The sequence below is a fragment of the Streptomyces sp. NPDC046308 genome, assembly GCF_055588065.1.
The window spans coordinates 119,052-139,257 of sequence record NZ_JBVJFB010000005.1 but is presented as its reverse complement, the minus strand read 5'-3'; the positions used below and the strand labels follow the sequence as shown (position 1 = coordinate 139,257).

Below are 20,206 nucleotides of genomic sequence, written 5' to 3'. Positions count from 1 at the left end.
GCCATGACCACCCCCACGCACACCCCCACTCCCGCGGAGCAGGAGCAGGAGTACGACTACGTCGTCGTCGGCGGCGGCACCGCCGGTTCCGTGATCGCCTCCCGCCTCACCGAGGACCCGGACGTCACCGTCGCCGTCATCGAGGGCGGGCCCAGCGACGTCGACCGCCCCGACGTGCTCACCCTGCGCCGCTGGATGGGCCTGCTCGGCGGCGAGCTCGACTACGACTACCCCACCACCGAACAGCCGCGCGGCAACTCGCACATCCGCCACAGCCGCGCCCGCGTCCTCGGCGGCTGCTCCTCGCACAACACCCTGATCGCCTTCAAGCCGCTCCCGTCCGACTGGGACGAGTGGGAGGGGGCGGGGGCCGAGGGGTGGGACGCGGCCGCCATGGACCCGTACTTCGACCGGCTCCTCAACAACATCGTCCCGGTGGCCGAGAAGGACCGCAACGCCATCGCGCGCGACTTCGTCGACTCCGCGCAGAGCGCCCTGGGCGTCCCGCGCGTCGAGGGCTTCAACCGCAAGCCCTTCCACGAGGGCGCCGGCTTCTTCGACCTCGCCTACCACCCCGAGGACAACAAGCGCTCCTCCGCGTCGGTGGCCTACCTCCACCCCGTCATGGACGAACGCCCCAACCTCCGGATCCTCCTGGAGACCTGGGCCTACCGCCTGGAACTCGACGGCACCCGTGCGCGCGGGGTCCACGTACGCTCCTCGGACGGTACGGAGTCCCTGGTCACCGCACGCCGCGAGGTCGTGGTGTGCGCCGGCGCCGTGGACACCCCGCGGCTGCTGCTGCACTCGGGCATCGGCCCGCGCGCGGACCTGGAGGCCCTCGGCATCCCGCCGGTGCACGACCTGCCCGGCGTCGGGGAGAACCTGCTCGACCACCCCGAGTCGGTGATCGTCTGGGAGACCGACGGCCCCATACCGGAGAACTCGGCGATGGACAGCGACGCGGGCCTGTTCGTCCGGCGCGACCCCGAATCCCCGGGGCCCGACCTGATGTTCCACTTCTACCAGGTCCCCTTCACCGACAACCCCGAGCGCATCGGCTACGAACGCCCGGCGCACGGCGTGTCGATGACGCCCAACATCCCCAAGCCCCGCAGCCGCGGCCGCCTCTACCTGACCAGCGCGGACCCCGAGGTCAAACCGGCCCTTGACTTCCGGTACTTCACGGACGAGGACGACTACGACGGCCGCACCCTGGTGGACGGCATCAAGCTCGCCCGGAAGATCGCCGCGACCGAGCCGCTCGCCGGCTGGCTCGGGCGCGAGGTCTGCCCCGGCCCGGAGATCACCGGCGACGAGGAGCTGAGCGCCTACGCCCGCTCCGTCGCGCACACCGTCTACCACCCGGCCGGCACCTGCCGGATGGGCGCCGCCGACGACCCCGAGGCTGTTGTCGGCCCGGACCTGAAGATCCGCGGGCTCGAAGGCATCCGCATCGCGGACGCCTCCGTCTTCCCGACGATCCCCGCGGTCAACCCGATGATCGGAGTGCTCATGGTCGGCGAAAAGGCTGCCGAACTGCTCGCCCGGGACGGCGGTGCCCGATGAACACCACCCCCGCCACCTCCTTTTCGGCGCCCGCAGGCCCCGACACGCCGTCCGTCTTCTCCGTGGACGGCCTCTGGAAGGTCTTCGGCCCCGACAAGGCCGCCGCGAAGGTCCCCGGCTCCGCCGACGCCGACCTGCCCGCCGCCGAACTGCGCGAGCGCACCGGCTGTACCGCCGCCGTCCGCGACGTCACCTTCGACGTGCGCAAGGGCGAGGTCTTCGTCGTGATGGGCCTGTCGGGATCCGGCAAGTCCACCCTCGTCCGCTGCCTCACCCGGCTGATCGAGCCGACCGCCGGAAGCCTGGCCATCGACGGCGAGGACGTCCTCGCCATGGACGCCACCCGGCTGCGCGCCCTGCGCCGCCACCGCGCCGCCATGGTCTTCCAGCACTTCGGCCTGCTCCCGCACCGGACCGTCCTCGACAACGTCGCGTACGGGCTGGAGATCCAGGGCGTCGGCCGCGGCGACCGCCGGGACAAGGCCGCCGAGCTCGTCGCCAAGGTCGGCCTCGACGGACTGGAGCACCGGCGCCCCGGCCAGCTCTCGGGCGGCCAGCAGCAGCGCGTCGGCCTGGCCCGCGCCCTCGCCGCCGACCCCGAAGTGCTCCTCTTCGACGAGCCGTTCAGCGCACTCGACCCCCTCATCCGGCGCGAGATGCAGGAGGAGGTCGCCCGCCTCCACCACGAAGAGGGCCGCACCATGGTCTTCATCACCCACGACCTCGCCGAGGCCCTGCGCCTGGGCGACCGGATCGCGCTGATGCGCGACGGCCGCATCGTCCAGCTCGGCACGCCCGAGGAGATCGTCGGCTCGCCCGCCGACGACTACGTACGGGACTTCGTCCGCGACGTCCCCCGCGAACAGGTGCTCACCGTCCGCACCGCGATGCGCCCCGCCACCGCCGGCGAGGCCGAACAGGGACCCGCCCTGGCCCCCGCCACCACCGTCGTCGAGGCCATCCAGGCCGTCGCCATCAGCGGCGGACCGGCCCGCGTCGTCGACGGCGGCCGCTGCCTGGGCGTCGTCGACGACGCCGGGCTGCTCGCCGTCGTGGCCGGTCTGCCGGCCCCGACCGGACGGGGGGTGGCGGCGTGACCTGCCCCGCCCGTCCCGCGGTCCCCGTCCCCCACACACGGAGGTGGTGCGCGTGACCGCGACCCCGGCCCACGCGAAAGCCCGTACCCCGGCCCGCATACCCGGCTCCCGTGCCCCCGCCCCAGCCGCCCCGTCCTCCGGAGCCGCGCCGGCCAGCGGTCGAGCCGGCGGACGAGCCCGCGGCCCGGCGCGCACCCACACCGCGGCCGCTGCGCAGGACCGCCCCCGCAGAGGCCCGCGCGGCCTCGCCGCGGGCCGCGCCTTCCTCATCCCGATGACCGTCGCCGCCGCCCTGCTGATCCCGCTCGCCCTGGCCTTCCCGGGCGCCGGCGGCTGGCCCTCCGCCCTGGCCGTGGACCTCTCCGGCCCGCTCGGCCGCGCCGGCGACTGGATCATCGACCACCGCGACAGCCACCCGCTGTTCCTCTACTTCTTCGGCCACGTCAGCAACGCCGTCGTGGTGTGCGTCCGCGCCGTCTACGTACTCCTGCTGGCCGCCGGCTGGACCGGAGTCACCGCCCTGGCCGCGCTGGTCGCCTGGCGCCTCGCCGGCATCCGGCTCGCCGCGACCTGCGCCGCCGCCTTCGCCGCCTGCGGACTGCTCGGCATGTGGGTGCCGACCATGCAGACCCTCGCGCTGATGGTCGTCGCCGTCGCCGCCTCCGTCGTACTGGGCGCCCTGCTGGGCCTCGCCGCGGGCCTGTCCCGCCGCGCGGACCGCGTCCTGCGCCCCGTGCTCGACACCATGCAGATCCTGCCGGCCTTCGCGTACCTGCTGCCGATGGTGCTGGTCTTCGGCATCGGCGTGCCCGCCGCCGTCCTCGCCACCGTCGTCTACGCCGCCCCGCCCATGGCCCGCCTCACCGCCCTCGGCCTGCGCGAGGCCGACGCCGGCGTCATGGAAGCCTCCGCCTCGCTCGGCGCCACCGGCCGCCAGCGACTGCTCACCGCCCGGCTCCCGCTCGCGCGCCGCCAGCTCCTGCTCGGCGTCAACCAGGCCATCATGACCGGCCTGTCCATGGCCGTCATCGCCTCCGTCATCGGCGCGGGCGGCCTCGGCGACCGCGTCTACCAGGCCCTCGCCTCCGTGGACGTCGGCGCCGCACTGGCCGCGGGCATCCCGATCGTCCTGCTCGCCGTCATACTGGACCGCACCGCCGACGCCGCGGGCCGCCGGCTCGGCGCCGACCCCGTACCGCTGGGCGAACAGCACCTGCTGCGGCGGGTGTTCTCCGGCTGGTACGGCCGCCTTCTGACCCTCCTCGCGGCGGTCGCCGTCGCCATCGTCGGCCGGATGGCCGGCACCACCGTGTGGCCCGAGTCCTGGACCGTCTCCGTGGCCGAACCGGTGAACTCCGCAGTCGCCTGGATGACCGACCACCTTTACTCCGGCGTACCCGTCGTCGGCGGCACCGCCGACTGGGCCGCCCGCTTCACCGGCTGGATCCTCGACCCGCTGCGCAGCGGCCTCCAGGCCGCCCCCTGGTGGCTGCTCCTGCTCGTGGCCTGCGCACTCGCCCTCCTCGCGGGCACCTGGCGTACCGCGCTCACCGCGGTCCTCGCCCTCGCCGCCGTCGGGGTGCTCGGCGTGTGGGAGGCCTCCCTGGACACGCTCTCCCAGGTCCTCGCCGCCGTCGCGGTCACGCTCGTCCTGGGCTTCGCGATCGCCGTGGGCGCCGCCCGCAGCGCCCGCGCCGAGCGGCTGCTGCGGCCCGTGCTCGACATCTGCCAGACGCTGCCGCAGTTCGTCTACCTCATCCCCGTGGTCGCGCTGTTCGGCGTCGGCCGCGCACCGGCCGCCGCGGCTGCCGTGGTGTACGCGCTGCCGGCCGTCGTCCGGATCACCGTCCAGGGCCTGCGCGAGGTCGACCCGACCGTCGTGGAATCCGCCCGCTCCCTCGGCGCGACCCGCTCCCAGGTGCTCCGGCAGGTCCAACTGCCCCTGGCGCGGCCCGCGTTGTTGCTCGCCGTGAACCAGGCGGTCGTCCTGGTCCTCGCCGTCGTCATCATCGGCGGCCTGGTCGGCGGCGGTGCGCTCGGCTACGACGTCGTCCTCGGCCTCGCCCAGGGCGACCTCGCCACCGGCTTGGTGGCCGGCGCCGCGATCGTCTGCCTCGGCCTGCTCCTCGACCGTGTCACCCAGCCCGCGAAGGAGGCCTGACAGACATGCGCGACACACACCACCGGCGCCCCCTGCGCCGCCGCCGCGGCGCGGCCGTCCTCGCCGCCGTGACCGGACTCGCCGTCCTCACCGGCTGCGGGGCCGCCGACATGACCCGCCAGACCTCCCCGTACGCCGCCGCACAGGGCGCGAAGACCGTCACCCTCTCCGTCCAGTCGTGGGTCGGCGCCCAGGCGAACACCGCCGTCGCCTCCTACCTCCTCGAACACGAGCTGGGCTACCGGGTGGACACCGTCCAGGTCGACGAGGTGCCCGCCTGGGACGCCCTCAGCCAGGGCCGCGTCGACGCCATCCTGGAGGACTGGGGCCACCCCGAGCAGGAGAAGCGGTACGTCGAGGGCAAGAAGACCATCACCCCCGGCGGGGATCTCGGAGTGACGGGCCACATCGGCTGGTTCGTCCCCACGTACTTCGCGGAGGCCCACCCCGACGTCACCGACTGGAAGAACCTCGACAAGTACGCCGACCAGCTGCGCACCCCCGAGAGCCGTGGCAAGGGCCAGCTGATGGACGGCTCCCCGTCCTACGTCACGAACGACAAGGCACTGGTGAAGAACCTGGACCTGGACTACGAAGTGGTCTTCGCCGGCTCCGAGGCCGCCCAGATCACCCAGATCAAGCAGTTCGCCAAGGAGCACAAGCCCTTCCTGACGTACTGGTACGAGCCGCAGTGGCTCTTCGAACGCGTCCCGATGACCGAGGTGAAGCTCCCCGAGTACACCGAGGGCTGCGCGGACGATCCGCAGAAGGTGGCGTGCGCCTACCCGCAGACACCGCTCCAGAAGTACCTGAACACGCGCTTCGCCGAGTCGGGCGGCAAGGCGGCCGCCTTCCTGAAGAAGTTCCGCTGGTCCAAGGAGCAGCAGAACGAGGTGTCCCTGATGATCGCCGAGGAGAAGCTGTCGCCGCAGCAGGCGGCGAAGAAGTGGGTGGAGCGCCACGAGGACGTGTGGAAGCCCTGGGTGCGGTGACCGGACCCCGGAGTGATCACGCCCCGCGGTGACCACGCGAGCCCCCGCCCCTCCTGCGAGGGGCGGGGGCGCGGTTCAGGCGTAACGGCTGAAGAGGGACTCGATGGACCCCTCCAGCCTCTGGGCGAGTACACCCGCCATCACGACGCGCCGCGGTCCTGACCGTCCCGTTCCGCGCCGGAGTCCTCGGTCGCCCCCCACCCGAACCGATGGCGCCGGACTACTCGCGGACCTGAGCGTTGACCGCGGGTCGCGTGTCGCCGCTGTCCGCTCCCAGGCCGGAGAGCAGGCGCAGCCCGTCCTCGGCGGGGCTCCCGGGAGTCGCGGACAGCACCAGCAACTCCATGCCCGATGCGTCCGGTAGCGCGAAGTTCTCGTGATGCAGTTCCAGCAGCCCGACCAGCGGATGCCGGTACTGCTTGCGTCCCTGGGTGCGGGCGCGCACGTCCGCACGGGCCCACAGGCGGCGGAAGCGTTCGCTGCCCATCGCCAGCTCGCCGATGAGCGAGGCCAGGCGGGGATCGTCGGGGTACTTGCCCGCGGCCAGGCGCAGGTGCCCGACCACGTCCAGCGTGCACTGCTCCCAGTCCCCGTAGAGGCCGCGCTCGGCCTCCTCGAGGAAGATGTGCCGGGCGGTGTTCAGGCCCGGCATCGGGCGGCCGTAGAGGAGCCCGGCGAGGCGATTACCGGCGAGCACGTCCAGGCGGTGGTCCACGATCAGCGCGGGTGCGCCGGTGACCAGGTGGAGGACGCGCAGCACCTCCGGCCGGAGCCTCCCGCCCGGTGCCCTCGCGGGGCGGCGGCGCTGCCGGGCGAGCCGGTGCAGGTGGCCGCGTTCGGTCTCGTCGAGGCCGAGGACGCGGGCGAGGGCGTCGAGTACCTGCTCGGAGGGCTGGGTCGCGCGGCCCTGTTCCAGGCGTACGTAGTAGTCGACGCTGACCCCGGACAGGTGCGCGACCTCCTCGCGGCGCAGCCCCTCGACCCGGCGGCGGCTGTCGGCGGGTATGCCGACGGACGCGGGGTCGACCCGGGAGCGCCGGGTCCGCAGGTAGCCCGCAAGATCGTCCATGCGCCCAGTATGACCTCGGCGCCGCCCGCGAGGGTGGTCCTGCCGGTACCAGGAACTCCGGTCCGACGGAAGCGGCGCCCCTGAACAGCGGGCGCCGCGGCGGCCAGGATCGAGGGCACCGATCCATCCGATCCCGAGGAGTTCCCGTGAAGACGCTGATCGTCCACGCCCACCCCGAGCCGCAGTCGCTCAACAGCTCGCTGAAGGACCTGGCGGTCGCCACGTTGGAGACCGCCGGGCACGAGGTGCGGGTGAGCGACCTGTACGCCATGAACTGGAAGGCGGTCGTGGACGCCGCCGACTACGGCCCCCAGGCGTCGAGCCCGTTGAAGGTCGCCCGGGACTCCGGCCGGGCCTTCGAGGCCGGGACGCTCACCGCGGACGTCCTCGGCGAGCAGGAGAAGCTGCTGTGGGCCGACACGATCATCTTCCAGTTCCCGATGTGGTGGTACTCGATGCCCGCGATCCTCAAGGGCTGGGTGGACCGGGTGTTCACCCACCGGTTCGCGTACGGCGTCGGCGAGCACAGCGACACCAAGTACGGCGAGCGCTTCGGCGAAGGCACCCTCGCGGGCAAGCGGGCCCTGCTGTCGGTGACCCTCGGCGGCCCGGAGGCGCACTACGCCGCTCGCGGGATCAACGGCCCCATCGACGACCTGTTGTTCCCGATCCACCACGGCATCCTCTACTACCCGGGCGTCGAGTCGCTGCCGCCGTTCGTCCTGTACGGCACCGACCAGATGACCGACGAGGACTACGCGGACGTCGCCAAGGCCTGGGAACAGCGCCTGCTCACCCTGGAGTCGGCCGAGCCGATCCCTTTCCGGCGGCAGAACTTCGGTGACTACGAGATCCCCTCGCTGCACCTGAAGGAAGGCCTGGAGCCCACGGGCCGCACGGGCTTCGGGCTCCACGTGCGCGGCTGACCGGCGGGGCGCGCCCGCTCGGAGTCAGCCGATCGGCTGCCGGGACTCGGCACGCAGCTTGAGGGTGAGCTCGGCGATCCTGGCGAGGTCGACGGCCCCCGGCTGCTGCTGCGCGATCTCGGGGGTGAAGATGCCGACCGAGGCGCCGGTGTTCTCGTCCGCCCAGGCGCACATCGGCAGGGTGCTCTTGACGCTGCCCTTCTTCATGGTCAGCACCTCGCACGACACGGTGATGTCGGAACCGGCGGGAGTGATGTCCCGGGCGGGGACCGCCAGGGACGCTCCTTCGGCGTCCTCCGCACCGGCCAGCATCTTCTTTCGGGCGCCCGCGGGGTCCTTGAACCGGCCGTACATCCCCGAGATGACGAGGGCGCTCCCCGGGTCCGGGGCATCCGAGGAGTACTGGGCGACGATCGGCTTCGGATCGCGTATCCGCGCGTCGCGGCTGCCCTCGAGCGCCTGCCTGCCCTCGGTGTCCGACAGGTCCTGGACCAGCGTGTACGTGCCGTCCAGCACGGTCTTGGGAACGGTGAGCCGGTACTTCGCCTCGGGGAACCCGCCTCCGCCCGCCGCGCCCGTCACGACCGCCGCGAGGGCGCCGAACACCACCAGCGAGCCCACGACGATCCCGATCACCACGCCCGTGCGGTTCCCGCGCGGCGGGCCCGACGGGGGCTGACCCCAGGCGCCTTGGCCGGGGTAGGGCTGCGGCGGGTGGACCTGCGCCGGGTACGGCTGCTGCCCCGGGTACGGCTGCTGGTGCGGGTGGGGCGAGGGCTGCCTGGCGGGGTACTGCCCACCGTACGGGTTCGGAGGCTGCGGGGACCCGTACGGGCCCGGGGGTTGCTGGGGTGGTGGCATGGTCATGCCCGAACGCTACGTCAGCGGATGCGCTGGAGCCGACCGACTTCCTCCGGCCCCTCCTGGGCCGCCGGGCCCGGTACTTAGTCGAGGCCGGTGGGGCCGGCCGAATTGCCTTCGCCCCGGCGTCGCCCCGTGGGCACAATCAGCCGGTGAACCTTCCCCCACTGCTGGCCGCCGTCGCGCGCGGCGACGACCGTACGGCCTTCGACCTCCTGGACGACGTGTCGGACGAGGAGATCACCGGAGACGACGGCGTCGCTCTCCTGGCCGCCGCCGCGTACGCCGGGCGTGACGAGGTCGTCTGGCGACTCGTCGAGGCGGGCGTCGACGTGAACCGCCCGTGGGCCGGTGGTGTCGACCCGGTGACGTGGGCGGCCGGCCGCGGCGCATACCCGGTCCTGCTGGCCCTGTTGATCCGCAGCGGCGACCCGATGGGCGCCGACAGCCCACACCGTCGTGCGCTGCGCGTGGCACAAGCCGGGATCGCGTCCGAGGCCGCGGGGGAGGAGCCGGGGCCACCTCCCGCCCACCGGGCGATCGTGAGCCACCTGGAGGCCGCACTCGGCGTCCACCGCTCCCCGGACGAACTGATGGCGCGGGCACTGGTACACGCCCGCCCGGACCACGACGACTGGTCCGAGTCGCTCCTCCAGTTGGGATACCGCGCCGACCAGGAGGTGTTCACCTGGGCGCGCGACGTCGCGAGCGACCGGTCCTCACGCGACCGCAGGCGCTTCGGGCTCGGCGTGCTGAACTTCATCGCCTTCGGACTCGACTCGCCGTACGACCCGGACCTGCACCGGAAGGACGAGGGGCAGTTGCCTTTCGCGCGGGAGGCGGCCGACTTCCTCCGGCCGTTGCTGGACGCCGAACAGGATCCCCACGCCTTGCGCAGCGTCATCGCCGCCTTCACCTCCTACTGTTCGGCGGAGGAGGTGAAGGCCGTCCTGGTCCACGCCGGCCACGCCGCCCCCGGTGTCCGCCGCTGCGTCGCTTCACCCCTCGCCAACAACAGCCTCCTCGTCACGGCCGACCACCCGGACGTCCTGACCGCTCTCGCCCGCCTGGCCGAGGACCCCGTACCCGATATCCGGGTGACCGCGCTCTGCGGGCTCGCCATGTCACACGTCGACACGGCGGAACTGCGCGCCCTCCTGGCGGCCCACTTGGCGGACCCGCACTTCGACGCGCGGCTCGAAGCCGCCGCCGGGCTGGCCCTTCGCGGCGACGAGCGTGGTCACCGGGTACTCGACGAGATCCGCCTCGGCATCAAGAACCACCGGAGCCCGGGCGCGGGCCGCCTCGGCGACATCCACCACATGATGCGCGCCCGCACCGTGACAGCGGAACGCCACATCCCCACCTCGAACTGACCCCCGCTCAAGAGGCCCCGGCGGCCTTGTGGTCGGGGAAGGCGGTGATGCGCGCTCCCGGCCCGCCTCGGCCCGGCAGCGCCGTGTCCTCGAGCCGCGCCAGTTCCTCCGTGCTCAGCGTGAGCTCCACCGCCCGGGCCGAGTCGGTGACGGAGGCCGGGCGGCTGGCTCCCGGCACCGGGATCACCGCGGGGGAGCGGGCGAGCAGCCACGCCAGCGCGACCTGCTGCGGACTGACGCCGTGCTCGGCCGCGACCTGGTGGAAGGCGGTGCCGACGGAGGTGGGGCCGGACGGGCCGTCGAGGGAGCTGCGGGCGATGCCACCGAGCGGGCTCCAGGGCAGGAACGCCAGACCCAGCCGCGTACTCAGGCGCAGCTCGGGCTCGCTGTCGCGGACGGCGGGCGAATACCGGTTCTGTACGGAGACGAGTCCGTCGCCGAGGATCCGGTGCGCCTGGCGGATCTGGGCGGTCGTGACGTTGGAGATCCCCGCGGCGCGGATCGTGCCGGCGTCGAGCAGCTCGCGCAGCGCACCGACGGACTCCGCCCACGGCACGGCCGGGTCCGGCTTGTGCAGCTGGTACAGGCCGATCGCGTCGACGCCCAGGCGCCTGGCGGAGGCCTCGGCGGCTCGCTTCAGGTGGGCGGGCGTGGCGGTGACGGTCCAGCTCCCGTCGCCCGGGCGGCCGCGGCCGCCCTTCGTGGCCACCAGGACGTCGGAGGTGTCGCCGCCGTAGCGGGCCAGGGCGCGGGCGATCAGCAGCTCGTTGTGGCCCGCCTCGCCGGCGTGCCAGTGGTAGCTGTCGGCGGTGTCGATGAGGGTGACACCGGCGTCGAGGGCGGCGTGGACGGTGGCGATGGCCCGCGCCTCGTCCGGACGGTGCTCGATGGACAGCGGCATGGCACCGAGGCCGATGGCGCTGACGGCGGTGCGGGCGATGGTGCGGTACTGCATGGCTTCCCTGTTCCTCAGGTGGTGGGTGACGGCTCGGCGTCGAGGGCCTCGGCGACGGCCCCGGGCAGCCAGTCGGCGGTGTGGGAGAAGGAGAATCCCAGGCCCTTCGCGCGGGCGTTGCTCATGGCGTAGTGGCGGTCGAAGGAGAACGGGGAAGCCTCCTCGCCCGCCGCGACCACCCGGTAGACGGGCTCCCGTCCGGCCTGCGCGGCGATGACGGCGCCGAGTTCGCGCACGTCGAGCGGACCGTCGGAACAGGCGTTGACCGGACCGGTGAAGTCGGCCGTGGCCGCCCACAGCAGCAGGTCCGCGAGCTCCTCGTAGTGGATGAAGACCGTGGGCAGCGCCTTCGCGTGCACCGTGACCTCTTCAGCCCTGCCGATGCGCCCGACGTAGTGCGCCAGCCGGCCGGTGAACTCCCGCGCGCCACCGCCGAGCACATGGGCGCTGCGCACACTGGCGAACGCGAAGCCGCCGGCGCGGGCGAAGACGGCCTCCGCCTGGCGCTTGCCCTCGGCATAGCGCGCCCGCAGGTACGCGTCGTCGTGCCAGGGAAGGTCCATGACGGCCTGCCAGCCGGCCGGGTCCACGTTCTCCTCCGGCACCGGCGTGCCGGGCGGCACCGGGGGCAGTGCGGCGGTCGCGGGGTCGTAGACCTCGATCGTGGAGGTCATGACGTAGCGCCGGGTGCGCCCGGCGAAGACGCGGGCCGCGATGGCGGCCTGCACGGGGGTGTAGCAGACCTGGTCCACCACGACGTCGAAGGTACGGGAGTCGAGCGCGGCGGTCAGGGCGGTCTCGTCGTCCCTGTCGACAACGACGTGCTCCACACCGGCGGGTGGCGGGGCGGAGCCGCGGTTGATCACCGTGACCCGGTGGCCCGCGTCCTGCAGGCGCTTCACCAGGAGCTTTCCGAAGTACCGGCTTCCACCGATGACGCAGATCCTTTGCATGCCCCCATCCTGGAGACCTATCGTCAACAGCAGAAGTCATGACCTGCTGGATGCGTGTTAAGGAAAACTGTTGATCGATGTGCAACGGCTCCGCGTCCTGCGGGCAGTGGCGGAGCACGGCAGCTTCAACCAGGCGGCCACGGCCCTGCGCCTCACCCCCTCGGCGGTCTCGCAGCACGTGGCCGCCCTGGAGCGCAGCCTCGGAGCCCAGGTCGTCGCCCGCAGCACCCGCGGCGTCACCCTCACGCCAGCAGGCCGGATCATGGTCGGCGCCGCGGAATCCGTCGCCGCGGAGCTCGCGCACGCACGCCGGCAGGTCGCCCGGCTCAGCACCGGCCGTACCCAACTCACCGTCGCCACCTTCACCAGCGGCGGCCGGCTCCTGCTGCCCGCCGCCCTCACCCGGCTCATGGCCACCCATCCCCACACGGTCCTCCACATCAGGGAGGGTGAACCCGAGGACACCCTGCCGCTCGTCCGCCAGGGCGCCGTGGACCTCGCCCTCGCCTATCACTTCGACGGCCCGCTCCCCGTCGGTCCGGGCCCCGTCGGTCCGGGCCCCGGCACCGGCCTGGAGTGGACGCCGCTCCTGGAAGACCCCCTGCACGTCGTCCTGCCGGAAGGCCATCGACTCGCCCACCGCGAGGCGCTCGACCTCGCCGAGCTCGCAGCCGAACCCTGGGTGCTCGGCTGCCTGAAGACCGAGGCGTACCTGCGCCGCTACGCCGAGCGCGCCGGCTTCGCCCCGGACGTCCGCGGCACCACCACCGACTACTTCTTCGCCCGCTCGCTCGTCGCCGCGGGCATGGGGATCTCCCTGATCCCCTCCATCGCGCTCGCCCCCGAAATCCCGGGCCTGCGCACCGTCCCGATCACGTCGCCGGGTCCGATCCGGCACATCGGCGTCGCCGCGCTCACGCGTGGCGACCGACCCTACGTCACGGCGCTCGTCCACGCCCTGCGCGAGCAGGCGCTGCAACACCACGAGGGGACCTGACCCGGCCCCGACCACCGAACACGCCCAGGTGGCCTCCGCATGCCCGCCTTCCTGACCCCGCGGCCGCGCCGGCGCCAGGACACGCACCGCCGCGCAGCGGGGCCGCCCTGCTCCTCGTGCCGGGCGGGACCGGCACGAGGAGCAGCGGCGGCGTCGTCGCCCTACGCGACGGCGGTCCCTTCGAGCTCGACCAGCTGGCCGGGTATCGCCAGTCGCGTCACCCCGAGCATCGTGGAGGTCGGCGCCACCCCGGCGGCACCCAACCGCCCGGCCAGCACGCCGTAGTGCCGGAAGAGCCCATCGACATCGGTCGTGTAGACGCTCAACCGTACGAGGTTCGCGAGGGACATGCCGGCCGCGCCGAGCACGGCCTCCAGGTTGTCCATGCTCAGCGCCAACTGCGCGGCCATGTCACCGTCGTGCTGGGGCTTGCCGTCGGCGCTCATCGCGGTCTGCCCCGAGACGTACAGGGTCCGGGTGTGCCCGGAGACGAGTTCGCCCTGGTTGAAACCCAGTTCCTCCGACCACGCCACCGGGTTGACCGCTGTTCGCTCCACTGCCACATCAGCTCCATTTCATTCGATTCGATGCGATGCGATGCATCGGCGGTACGCACGCCCATCCGCCGCCGGGACGGCCGGCTTCGACGTCGCGTCAACGAGCCTCGCAACAAAGCACGACACCCTCCGTCATGTATTGCCCTAACGTTCTCGTATGCGTGCCGACAGGCTGGTCTCCCTGGTGCTGCTCCTGCGCCAACGCGGTCGGCTGACGGCGGACGCACTGGCTCGCGAGCTGGACGTGTCCACCCGTACCGTGCTGCGCGACATCGACGCGCTGTCCGCGGCCGGTGTCCCGGTCTACGCCGAGCGCGGCAGGCACGGCGGTTTCGCGCTGTTGCCCGGTTTCCAGACCAGGCTCGCCGGACTGAACCACGACGAGGCCCTCGCCTTGCTGACCGCCGGAGCGGGGCGCGGCGAACAGGTCTTCGGACTCGGCCCTGCGCTCGCCTCGGCCCTGCGGAAGGTGGTCGACGCGCTCCCCGAAGGCCACCGGACCTCCGCGAACGACGCGGCCCAGCGGTTCCTCGTCGACCCCGAGGCCGACCTGCTCTCGCGCCGCCGGCCGGTCACCGAGGAGGTACCCGGCACGACGATGGTCGAGGTCAGGCGAGCGGTGCTCGCCGGACACAAGCTGCGCATCCACTACGCGGCCGCCGGCCGGGCGCCGCAGTGGCGCACGGTGGACCCGATCGGCCTGGTCACCGTACGGGACCGGGGCTACCTGCTGGCCACGAGATCCGGTGAGGACCGTACCTACCGGCTGTCGCGGGTGCTGGCCGCCGAGGAACTGCCCGAACCGGCACAACGACCGAACCGGGTCGATCTGGACCGGATCTGGCAGGAGCGCTCCGCGCGGTTCCTCTCCGGCGGTGACCACATCACCGTGCTGGTACGGATGAATCCGGCGCGGCGGGAGGAGCTGATGGACACGGCGCTGGCCGTCCGCGCGGAGGAACCCGACGCAGACGGCCGGCTGCGGCTGGAGGTGACCTTCCAGGACTTCCGGCACGCAGACTGGGCGCTGTGGCAGCTCGGCACGGACGCGGAGGCCCTGGCCCCGCAGTCGCTGCGCACCTCCCTGCGCGACCGCGCCGCGGCGATGGCCGCCCGCTACGAGGCCTCACCCTGACCCGGGGGACCCATCGGTAGGGTTGCGCGCATGGACAACGAACGTGCGACAGGGCCGACGGGCTTCAGGTAGCCCGCCGGGAAGTACCCGGCGGTCGCCGCGAACGGAGCCCCGACACCAGCAGGACCGGTCCGTCGCCCGGTGGTCGGCGCAGGAGGAACGCCGGGCGCGCCAGCGGCTGCGCGCCCAAGTGGGGACCCTTCTGCGGCTGGTGCGTTCCACGGGCGACGAACTCGCACTCGATGCCGCGGACACGGTGGACATACCGCCGGCACGTCATCGGCGCAGCTCGCTCTGGCTCGCGTGACCGCCACCGGAGAGCCGGACCATCCGCAGCCCGGTCCGGCCGATGCCCCGTGCCTCGGCCGGACCGGCGGCTGCCTGCCGCGCAGGTGGTCTACGGCGTCTCGGCAGGGTCCGCAGGGCAGCGCGGCCTCGTAGGACACCCGGCCGGACGCCGGCGCGGATGGCCTCGATCACCAGCCGTTGGTCGGCCGGCCTCATCATGGTCAGCGAGACCTTGAGCTCCGGTTCGCCTGCCTGACGACAGCGGACCACAGGCCCGAGACGCCCCATCTGCGTCACCTCGACGCTGTCGAGGTCGGTCAGCAGGAGCCGCCGGGGCGTGGGGCCCCGGCGCACGGCGACGTATCCGTCCGCCACCGAGACGGCGAGAAGCCAGTACAGGGCGAAGGGAAAGACAACGGACGCCGCCCCGAGGACCAGCCAGACCGGCCTCGGCAGCACCCTGCCCTCGCTGGTGAGACCTTGCGTGAGCGCCACGAGAACGGCGGGGACGGCAGAGACCAGGAGGCGGCGCGGGTCAGGACGGACGGACACGGACTCGCTGTGCGGCGCGGGCATGGACGGGCTCACCTCTCGAAGTGGTCGGGTGCGAGACCCACTCGGGGCCGACCGGCTCAACCCTCCGCCACGCACCGAGCCCGGTCGACTTCCCACCCGTCCAGTGCCTAGGGGGCGGCGGGGTGTGCCTCCATCGCCGCCTTCAGGTTGCGCAGGGTGGCTCGGATGTTCTTGCGCTGGAACTCGGCGAAGGTGTGCCCGCGCGTCGCGATCCTGTCGAACGTGTTGGCCACCGGGTCGGGCCAGCCGCGCCGGTCATCGGTCCAGGTCTCCGTCACCTCGGTGCCCTCGGGTACGGCGGTGAAACGGTACTCCCAGGTGGCGATCGGGCCGCGCAGCCACGGGCGGCGCAGGCCTATGGCGTGGACCTTGAACCGGAAGACCTCGTCCGGTTCGGCGGCCGTCACCGTGCAGCGGGTCGTCCAGCGGAACGCACCGCGCTTGTTGCGACCGTCGAAGACCATGCCGACCCTTGTCGCGGTGCCGGGTCCCTCGGCGGGGGTCGCGCCCAGGTTCTCCGGGCTCCAGCGGCCCATGAGAGCGGGGTCGGAAACGTGCTGGTAGACCGTCGACGGGTCGGCCGCGACGATGATGGTGTCGCAAACGCTGAACGTACGGGGCATGTGGCTCCCTCCTCGGACCATGACGGTAGCGCTCGCCGCCCCGCCCACCCCCAGGGCCCCCGCCACGGAGCCCCCTCACGGGCCCCGCGCCGACACGGTCGAGGTGTCCGGTGAGTCCGCGGTGAGCGTGCGGTGAGCGGCGACGGTTGGGTCATGGCCATGGCCGCCAGGATCGCCCGCAAGGCCGCGGAGAACATCACCCTCCGCGACTACTGCGCCCCCGCCCGGCACCGGACACGGTCGGCGCAGGCCCGCTGAAGCCCGCGCCGCGCCCTCCTACTGCGGCTTGGGGCCCTTCATCAGCTTGCTGAGCTCTTCCAGGGGGCCTTCCTGCATGCCTCGGACGTAGTCCCAGCCGTTGTGGTCGCCGCCCTGGATCTCGTGGATCGTCACCTTGACCGGGCCCTTCCCGAACTGCTGCTGGAACTTCTCCATCCGATCGCGGCCGCCCTCCTTGGTGCCGTACTGGAAGAGGACGTTCACCTCGGGGCCCTGGGCGTTGATCAGCTTCGGGGCGAGCTTCTCGGGGTTGTTCGCGTCCATTTCCGCCTGGTGGCCCTTCCAGAGCGGGGAGTCCGGGACGATCTCGCCGCCGTTGGCGATGACGGCCCGGAAGCGGTCCGGCCGCTGCAGGAGCTGCTTGAGGCCGACGAAGGCACCGGACGAGTTGCCCATGAAGGCCCAGCCGTCGCGGGACTTGTAGGTACGGAAGTTGGCGCGGGCGAGGTCGGGTACGTCCTCGCCGATCCAGGTGCCCATCTTGGCCTGGCCGGGGATGTCGGAGCCGTCGTAGTAGTACTTGCTGTCCGGGTTGAGGATCGGCATGACCAGGATGTAAGGGAGGCTCTTGCCGGTGGCCGCGCCCTCGGCGATGGCCTTCTGGAGGCCGAGCTTCGGCATGGTCGCCCAGTAGTTGTCGGCGTTCCCGTTGCCTCCGGGCAGCGCGATCATGACGGGGAAGGCGCTCTTCGCGTACTCCGGTCGGTCGTACTCCTTGGGCGTCCACACCCAGACGCTGCCGTCGAAGCCGGACTTGGCGCCCTTCACCCGGGCCTTGGATATGCGGGTGCCGTCTTCCAGCTTGACCGTCTGCTTGAAGTCGGTGAACGGACCGGCGGGGAGGGATATGTCCGGGTCCGCGCTCGGGGCCGAGGCCGGCTTTCCGCTGCCGGTCTCCTTGCCCTTGTCCCCGTTCTTGTCCGGTCCGGCAGGAGGCTTCGCGTAGCTGACGGACTCTCCGTTCCCGTCGAACCATTCCGTCTTCCAGGAGATCAACCCGGCGCCGGCGCCGGCGAGCAGGGCCACGGCCACCGCGGAGCCGATCCACACCTTCTTGCGGGATCGCCTGGGTCGCTGCGGCTGCGGCCGCGCATGCGGCTGCGGGTATTCGTGCACGAACTTTGCTCCGAACGGGGCGGCTGCCCTCGGGTGGGCAGAACGGGTGGGTCCTCCTCTTTGGATGCGCTTCACGACTCCCGGGTTGCAAAAATATGCAGTAAATGTCGTTTAGGTTTCAAATGGGTGCCCCCGCAGCGCCGCCCGCGGCCGCTGCGGGAAGGCAAAAAAGAAGAAACCGTCACGGCGCGCTGGGCGCAAAAGTCGGATGGTTGCCCCGTCGACGGGTAGAACGGACGCCGGGCACCTTCCGGCGACGGACGGGGCCCGAACACGGACCAGCCGGGACCCCCGGCGTTATCGAAGGACAAGCAGCATGGCCAGCGGCACCGTGAAGTGGTTCAACGCCGAGAAGGGCTTCGGGTTCATCGCCCAGGACGGCGGCGGCCCGGACGTCTTCGCCCACTACTCCAACATCTCCGGCAACGGATACCGCGAGCTGACCGAAGGTGAGCAGGTCACCTTCGACGTCGCCCAGGGCCAGAAGGGCCCCCAGGCCGAGAACATCATTCGCGGCTGACGGACGTACACGCGTACGGGGCCCGGCCATGCCGGGCCCCTTCTCTCGTGCGGGGGCAGGGCCTCCGCATCACCATGCGGCCGCTTCGGGGACCGCGGGCAGAGGGAGGGCCGCGGGCAGAGCGAGGCGGGACCCCAGACGGCAGCGCATCTCTTCGGCGGCCCGGCGCACCTCTTCGGAGCGGGTCTCTTCCTCGAGGGCGCCGAGGAGCATCACGACCGCTCGCGCCTCGTCCCCGGTGAGCAGCTTCAGGCGGGTGTCCGTGACGGCGTCCACGAGCACCCCGAGGAAGTCTTCTTCGTCCATCTCCATGCCGGAACAACGCGCTACCGCATCGCCGGTCACCCCGGATCCCACGGTCGGCCCCGGGCCGGGAGCCTGAACCCCCGGCCCGGGCGACGTCCTGCGATGTGGATGCCCCGAACCCGCCCTCGTCACGATCGGATCTGCACCTGGTGATGAGATGTGCGCGATGCGCTGTGACTCGTCACGCTGCTGAGCTGCACTGTCATCTCGGGAGTCGAACCCGATGCGCTGCTCTCCGCGCGCCAGCCGGGCCGGTAACCGCCGGCCCTCGGTCGTGCACGCCTCCGGTGTGACTACCTGCTCCACATCGCGGGTCTCAGTCCAGGAGGTCGGCCTCCCAGTTGGTGCGCTGGATGCGCACGTCGATCTCACGGATCTCGCGGGCGGCGTCGTCGGCGCGAGCGCGCAGGTCGGCGACGGGCAGCGCGGGGAGCACCATCAACTCGGAGCGCAGCTGACGGCCGTGGCCTCGTTCCCCGCTGCCGGCCGCGGCGTCGGCCGCCGAGGTGAGCACGGAGTGGCGCAGGCGCAGGGTGTCGCGGCGGGCGAGGGCGTCGGTGAGGGTGCCGTCGGCGCCCATGTCGACGGTGGCGTTGGTCCGGTTGATGCGCCGGATCAGGGACTCCAGGTCGTCGAGGGTCTCGGTGACCTCGGCGAGCAGCACGGCCGGGTCTTCGGCGGGGGTCTCGCCCTCCTGGTGGCGGGCGTTTGCCACGATGCGGGCCCGCAGCTGTTCGACGCGGCGAGCCGCCTCGGCGCGATTCGCCAGTGCTTCGCCGAGCTTCATCGTGGTGTTCCATCCCTTGGCGCTGTTCGTCGTGTGGTACCGCTGCGCCGATCACCCTACTCCGGGCACACCGACCGTTCGTATGACCGGGGGAGGCTCTTCCGGTGAAGGGTGGGGTCTCGCGGGGCGGGCACGGGGTGGGCGGGGTAGGTCATCTTCGCGGCGACGACGCCGGGCACCTGGAGGAGACCAGCCATGTACGCAGCAGTCCGAAGGTACGAAGGCGTCACCGACCCGGCCGAGGCCGGACGCCTCGTCGACGAGGGGTTCGTGCCGATCATGCGCCAAGTCCCCGGATTCGTGGCCTACTACTGGGTCGATGCCGGCCAGGGGGTGATGGTGTCGACCAGCGTGTTCCAGGACCGTGCGGGCGCCGACGAATCGATCGAGAGGGCGGCGGACTTCGTACGGGAGCACCTCGCTTCGCTCCTCCCCAACCCGCCGCAGGTCACGGCGGGCGAGGTCGTCGCCTCCGCGTAGCGGCATCCGGAGGCGACCACTGGTCCCGCCGAGGGGCCAGGGAAGCCCCGGCCCCCCTGTTGCGGCGTCTACGAGGCCGGGCACCGGGCGGGCGCGGCCGTTCGGGGTGCGATCCGCATGCGGGTCCCGTCCCACAGCACGGTTTCCGCGGGCAGGATCAGCAGGCCGCCCTCGCTGTCGCCCCAGGCCGCCCCGACGCGCCGTACTTGGACGGCGGCGCCACCGGCACCGGCCATGTAGACCGTCGGGTCGACCTCCCAGCCGCGCTCGGCCAGCCACTCCTCGAGCTGTGTCATGGCCGATGCGGCCGCCCCGCGCGGCCACGTGTACGTGTTCTCGCCGTCCATGCCCGTTCCCCCCGTCGTGGTCGGCCATCCGGCCACGGGTGATGCTCTCAGGTGGCACTGACAACGGCCCCTCGATATGGCCGCCGTTCCCCGACCCGCCCGCCGAGCACCGCCAGGAGCGGGGGGGGGGGGGGGGGGGGGGGAAAAACAGAGGGGGGGGGGGGGGGGGGGGGGGGGGAAGGAGGGAAGACTCAGAGGGCCTTTTCCATTTCCCCCACAAAGACCCCCCCCTCACC

The 20,206-nt window shown here is 72.3% G+C and carries 22 protein-coding genes; 11 read left to right on the top strand and 11 right to left on the bottom strand.

What is annotated here, in order from left to right:
• The first annotated feature begins 3 nt into the window (after positions 1–3).
• The 4 genes from ACZ6JT_RS21315 (at position 4) to ACZ6JT_RS21300 (ending at position 5,819) form a co-directional block, all read left to right on the top strand.
• Positions 4–1,569, top strand: coding sequence for a GMC family oxidoreductase (locus ACZ6JT_RS21315; RefSeq protein WP_469211830.1), 1,566 nt, complete (start codon positions 4–6; stop codon positions 1,567–1,569).
• On the top strand, positions 1,566–2,666 hold the full coding sequence (locus ACZ6JT_RS21310; RefSeq protein WP_469211828.1) for a quaternary amine ABC transporter ATP-binding protein: 1,101 nt from the start codon (positions 1,566–1,568) through the stop codon (positions 2,664–2,666). Before ACZ6JT_RS21315 ends, ACZ6JT_RS21310 begins: the two co-directional genes overlap by 4 nt.
• A 274-nt stretch (positions 2,667–2,940) precedes the next feature.
• A complete protein-coding gene (locus ACZ6JT_RS21305; protein WP_469212551.1) occupies positions 2,941–4,827 on the top strand; it encodes an ABC transporter permease subunit in 1,887 nt (628 codons plus the stop codon).
• A 110-nt stretch (positions 4,828–4,937) separates the two neighbouring features.
• Positions 4,938–5,819: an ABC transporter substrate-binding protein gene (locus ACZ6JT_RS21300; protein WP_469212550.1), complete on the top strand. Its 882-nt coding sequence runs from the start codon at positions 4,938–4,940 to the stop codon at positions 5,817–5,819.
• 220 nt (positions 5,820–6,039) lie between these two features.
• On the opposite strand, the gene ACZ6JT_RS21295 is transcribed toward ACZ6JT_RS21300, so the two are convergent.
• Positions 6,040–6,888, bottom strand: a complete 849-nt coding sequence (locus tag ACZ6JT_RS21295) for a helix-turn-helix transcriptional regulator (RefSeq protein WP_469211826.1) — start codon at positions 6,886–6,888, stop codon at positions 6,040–6,042.
• 146 nt (positions 6,889–7,034) lie between these two features.
• On the opposite strand from ACZ6JT_RS21295, the gene ACZ6JT_RS21290 reads away from it, so the two are divergent.
• Entirely contained in the window at positions 7,035–7,814 is a 780-nt protein-coding gene (locus tag ACZ6JT_RS21290) for an NAD(P)H-dependent oxidoreductase (RefSeq protein WP_469211824.1), read from the top strand.
• A 24-nt stretch (positions 7,815–7,838) separates the two neighbouring features.
• Here the strand turns inward: ACZ6JT_RS21290 and ACZ6JT_RS21285 are convergent, their stop codons facing one another.
• Positions 7,839–8,681 carry a hypothetical protein gene (locus ACZ6JT_RS21285; RefSeq protein ID WP_469211822.1) on the bottom strand — a complete coding sequence of 281 codons (843 nt, stop codon included), beginning with the start codon at positions 8,679–8,681 and terminating at the stop codon, positions 7,839–7,841.
• Between the two features lie 146 nt (positions 8,682–8,827).
• Here ACZ6JT_RS21285 and ACZ6JT_RS21280 point away from each other — a divergent pair, with 146 nt between their 5' ends.
• Positions 8,828–10,051 (top strand): hypothetical protein, encoded by a 1,224-nt coding sequence (locus ACZ6JT_RS21280; protein WP_469211820.1) that lies wholly within the window; start codon positions 8,828–8,830, stop codon positions 10,049–10,051.
• Between the two features lie 7 nt (positions 10,052–10,058).
• On the opposite strand, the gene ACZ6JT_RS21275 is transcribed toward ACZ6JT_RS21280, so the two are convergent.
• Both ACZ6JT_RS21275 and ACZ6JT_RS21270 read right to left on the bottom strand, forming a co-directional pair.
• Complete coding sequence (locus tag ACZ6JT_RS21275; RefSeq protein ID WP_469211818.1) at positions 10,059–11,006, bottom strand: aldo/keto reductase; 948 nt, start codon at positions 11,004–11,006, stop codon at positions 10,059–10,061.
• Positions 11,007–11,020: 14 nt separating this feature from the next.
• Positions 11,021–11,959: an NAD-dependent epimerase/dehydratase family protein gene (locus ACZ6JT_RS21270; protein WP_469211816.1), complete on the bottom strand. Its 939-nt coding sequence runs from the start codon at positions 11,957–11,959 to the stop codon at positions 11,021–11,023.
• A gap of 70 nt (positions 11,960–12,029) precedes the next feature.
• Between ACZ6JT_RS21270 and ACZ6JT_RS21265 the strand changes: the two genes are divergently transcribed.
• Positions 12,030–12,956 (top strand): LysR family transcriptional regulator, encoded by a 927-nt coding sequence (locus tag ACZ6JT_RS21265; RefSeq protein WP_469211814.1) that lies wholly within the window; start codon positions 12,030–12,032, stop codon positions 12,954–12,956.
• A gap of 161 nt (positions 12,957–13,117) precedes the next feature.
• Here ACZ6JT_RS21265 and ACZ6JT_RS21260 read toward each other — a convergent pair whose 3' ends face one another.
• Positions 13,118–13,513, bottom strand: a complete 396-nt coding sequence (locus ACZ6JT_RS21260; protein ID WP_469212548.1) for a RidA family protein — start codon at positions 13,511–13,513, stop codon at positions 13,118–13,120.
• Positions 13,514–13,670: 157 nt separating this feature from the next.
• Between ACZ6JT_RS21260 and ACZ6JT_RS21255 the strand changes: the two genes are divergently transcribed.
• Positions 13,671–14,648 (top strand): helix-turn-helix transcriptional regulator, encoded by a 978-nt coding sequence (locus ACZ6JT_RS21255; RefSeq protein ID WP_469211812.1) that lies wholly within the window; start codon positions 13,671–13,673, stop codon positions 14,646–14,648.
• Positions 14,649–14,924: 276 nt separating this feature from the next.
• On the opposite strand, the gene ACZ6JT_RS21250 is transcribed toward ACZ6JT_RS21255, so the two are convergent.
• Positions 14,925–15,512 (bottom strand): hypothetical protein, encoded by a 588-nt coding sequence (locus ACZ6JT_RS21250; RefSeq protein ID WP_469211811.1) that lies wholly within the window; start codon positions 15,510–15,512, stop codon positions 14,925–14,927.
• 107 nt (positions 15,513–15,619) lie between these two features.
• Entirely contained in the window at positions 15,620–16,135 is a 516-nt protein-coding gene (locus ACZ6JT_RS21245; RefSeq protein ID WP_469211809.1) for an SRPBCC family protein, read from the bottom strand.
• Between the two features lie 132 nt (positions 16,136–16,267).
• On the opposite strand from ACZ6JT_RS21245, the gene ACZ6JT_RS21240 reads away from it, so the two are divergent.
• The gene (locus ACZ6JT_RS21240; RefSeq protein ID WP_469211807.1) at positions 16,268–16,393 is read left to right on the top strand and encodes a hypothetical protein; all 126 of its coding nucleotides are present in this window, start codon (positions 16,268–16,270) and stop codon (positions 16,391–16,393) included.
• A gap of 18 nt (positions 16,394–16,411) precedes the next feature.
• On the opposite strand, the gene ACZ6JT_RS21235 is transcribed toward ACZ6JT_RS21240, so the two are convergent.
• Positions 16,412–17,530, bottom strand: a complete 1,119-nt coding sequence (locus ACZ6JT_RS21235; RefSeq protein WP_469211805.1) for an alpha/beta hydrolase — start codon at positions 17,528–17,530, stop codon at positions 16,412–16,414.
• 316 nt (positions 17,531–17,846) lie between these two features.
• Here ACZ6JT_RS21235 and ACZ6JT_RS21230 point away from each other — a divergent pair, with 316 nt between their 5' ends.
• Complete coding sequence (locus ACZ6JT_RS21230; protein WP_469211803.1) at positions 17,847–18,050, top strand: cold-shock protein; 204 nt, start codon at positions 17,847–17,849, stop codon at positions 18,048–18,050.
• A gap of 69 nt (positions 18,051–18,119) precedes the next feature.
• On the opposite strand, the gene ACZ6JT_RS21225 is transcribed toward ACZ6JT_RS21230, so the two are convergent.
• Together ACZ6JT_RS21225 and ACZ6JT_RS21220 are read right to left on the bottom strand one after the other, a co-directional pair.
• Entirely contained in the window at positions 18,120–18,356 is a 237-nt protein-coding gene (locus tag ACZ6JT_RS21225) for a hypothetical protein (RefSeq protein ID WP_469211801.1), read from the bottom strand.
• 316 nt (positions 18,357–18,672) lie between these two features.
• Positions 18,673–19,143: a DIP1984 family protein gene (locus ACZ6JT_RS21220; protein ID WP_469211800.1), complete on the bottom strand. Its 471-nt coding sequence runs from the start codon at positions 19,141–19,143 to the stop codon at positions 18,673–18,675.
• A 195-nt stretch (positions 19,144–19,338) separates the two neighbouring features.
• On the opposite strand from ACZ6JT_RS21220, the gene ACZ6JT_RS21215 reads away from it, so the two are divergent.
• Positions 19,339–19,623, top strand: coding sequence for a hypothetical protein (locus ACZ6JT_RS21215; RefSeq protein WP_469211798.1), 285 nt, complete (start codon positions 19,339–19,341; stop codon positions 19,621–19,623).
• A 68-nt stretch (positions 19,624–19,691) separates the two neighbouring features.
• On the opposite strand, the gene ACZ6JT_RS21210 is transcribed toward ACZ6JT_RS21215, so the two are convergent.
• Positions 19,692–19,970, bottom strand: coding sequence for a hypothetical protein (locus tag ACZ6JT_RS21210; protein WP_469211796.1), 279 nt, complete (start codon positions 19,968–19,970; stop codon positions 19,692–19,694).
• Positions 19,971–20,206 lie beyond the last annotated feature (236 nt).

Coding starts and splice junctions, on each gene's coding strand:
- ACZ6JT_RS21315 (WP_469211830.1), top strand. CDS start 4: ATGACCACCCCCACGCACACCCCCACTCCCGCGGAGCAGGAGCAGGAG.
- ACZ6JT_RS21310 (WP_469211828.1), top strand. CDS start 1,566: ATGAACACCACCCCCGCCACCTCCTTTTCGGCGCCCGCAGGCCCCGAC.
- ACZ6JT_RS21305 (WP_469212551.1), top strand. CDS start 2,941: ATGACCGTCGCCGCCGCCCTGCTGATCCCGCTCGCCCTGGCCTTCCCG.
- ACZ6JT_RS21300 (WP_469212550.1), top strand. CDS start 4,938: ATGACCCGCCAGACCTCCCCGTACGCCGCCGCACAGGGCGCGAAGACC.
- ACZ6JT_RS21295 (WP_469211826.1), bottom strand. CDS start 6,888: ATGGACGATCTTGCGGGCTACCTGCGGACCCGGCGCTCCCGGGTCGAC.
- ACZ6JT_RS21285 (WP_469211822.1), bottom strand. CDS start 8,681: ATGACCATGCCACCACCCCAGCAACCCCCGGGCCCGTACGGGTCCCCG.
- ACZ6JT_RS21275 (WP_469211818.1), bottom strand. CDS start 11,006: ATGCAGTACCGCACCATCGCCCGCACCGCCGTCAGCGCCATCGGCCTC.
- ACZ6JT_RS21270 (WP_469211816.1), bottom strand. CDS start 11,959: ATGCAAAGGATCTGCGTCATCGGTGGAAGCCGGTACTTCGGAAAGCTC.
- ACZ6JT_RS21255 (WP_469211812.1), top strand. CDS start 13,671: ATGCGTGCCGACAGGCTGGTCTCCCTGGTGCTGCTCCTGCGCCAACGC.
- ACZ6JT_RS21250 (WP_469211811.1), bottom strand. CDS start 15,512: ATGCCCGCGCCGCACAGCGAGTCCGTGTCCGTCCGTCCTGACCCGCGC.
- ACZ6JT_RS21245 (WP_469211809.1), bottom strand. CDS start 16,135: ATGCCCCGTACGTTCAGCGTTTGCGACACCATCATCGTCGCGGCCGAC.
- ACZ6JT_RS21230 (WP_469211803.1), top strand. CDS start 17,847: ATGGCCAGCGGCACCGTGAAGTGGTTCAACGCCGAGAAGGGCTTCGGG.
- ACZ6JT_RS21225 (WP_469211801.1), bottom strand. CDS start 18,356: ATGGACGAAGAAGACTTCCTCGGGGTGCTCGTGGACGCCGTCACGGAC.
- ACZ6JT_RS21220 (WP_469211800.1), bottom strand. CDS start 19,143: ATGAAGCTCGGCGAAGCACTGGCGAATCGCGCCGAGGCGGCTCGCCGC.
- ACZ6JT_RS21215 (WP_469211798.1), top strand. CDS start 19,339: ATGTACGCAGCAGTCCGAAGGTACGAAGGCGTCACCGACCCGGCCGAG.
- ACZ6JT_RS21210 (WP_469211796.1), bottom strand. CDS start 19,970: ATGGACGGCGAGAACACGTACACGTGGCCGCGCGGGGCGGCCGCATCG.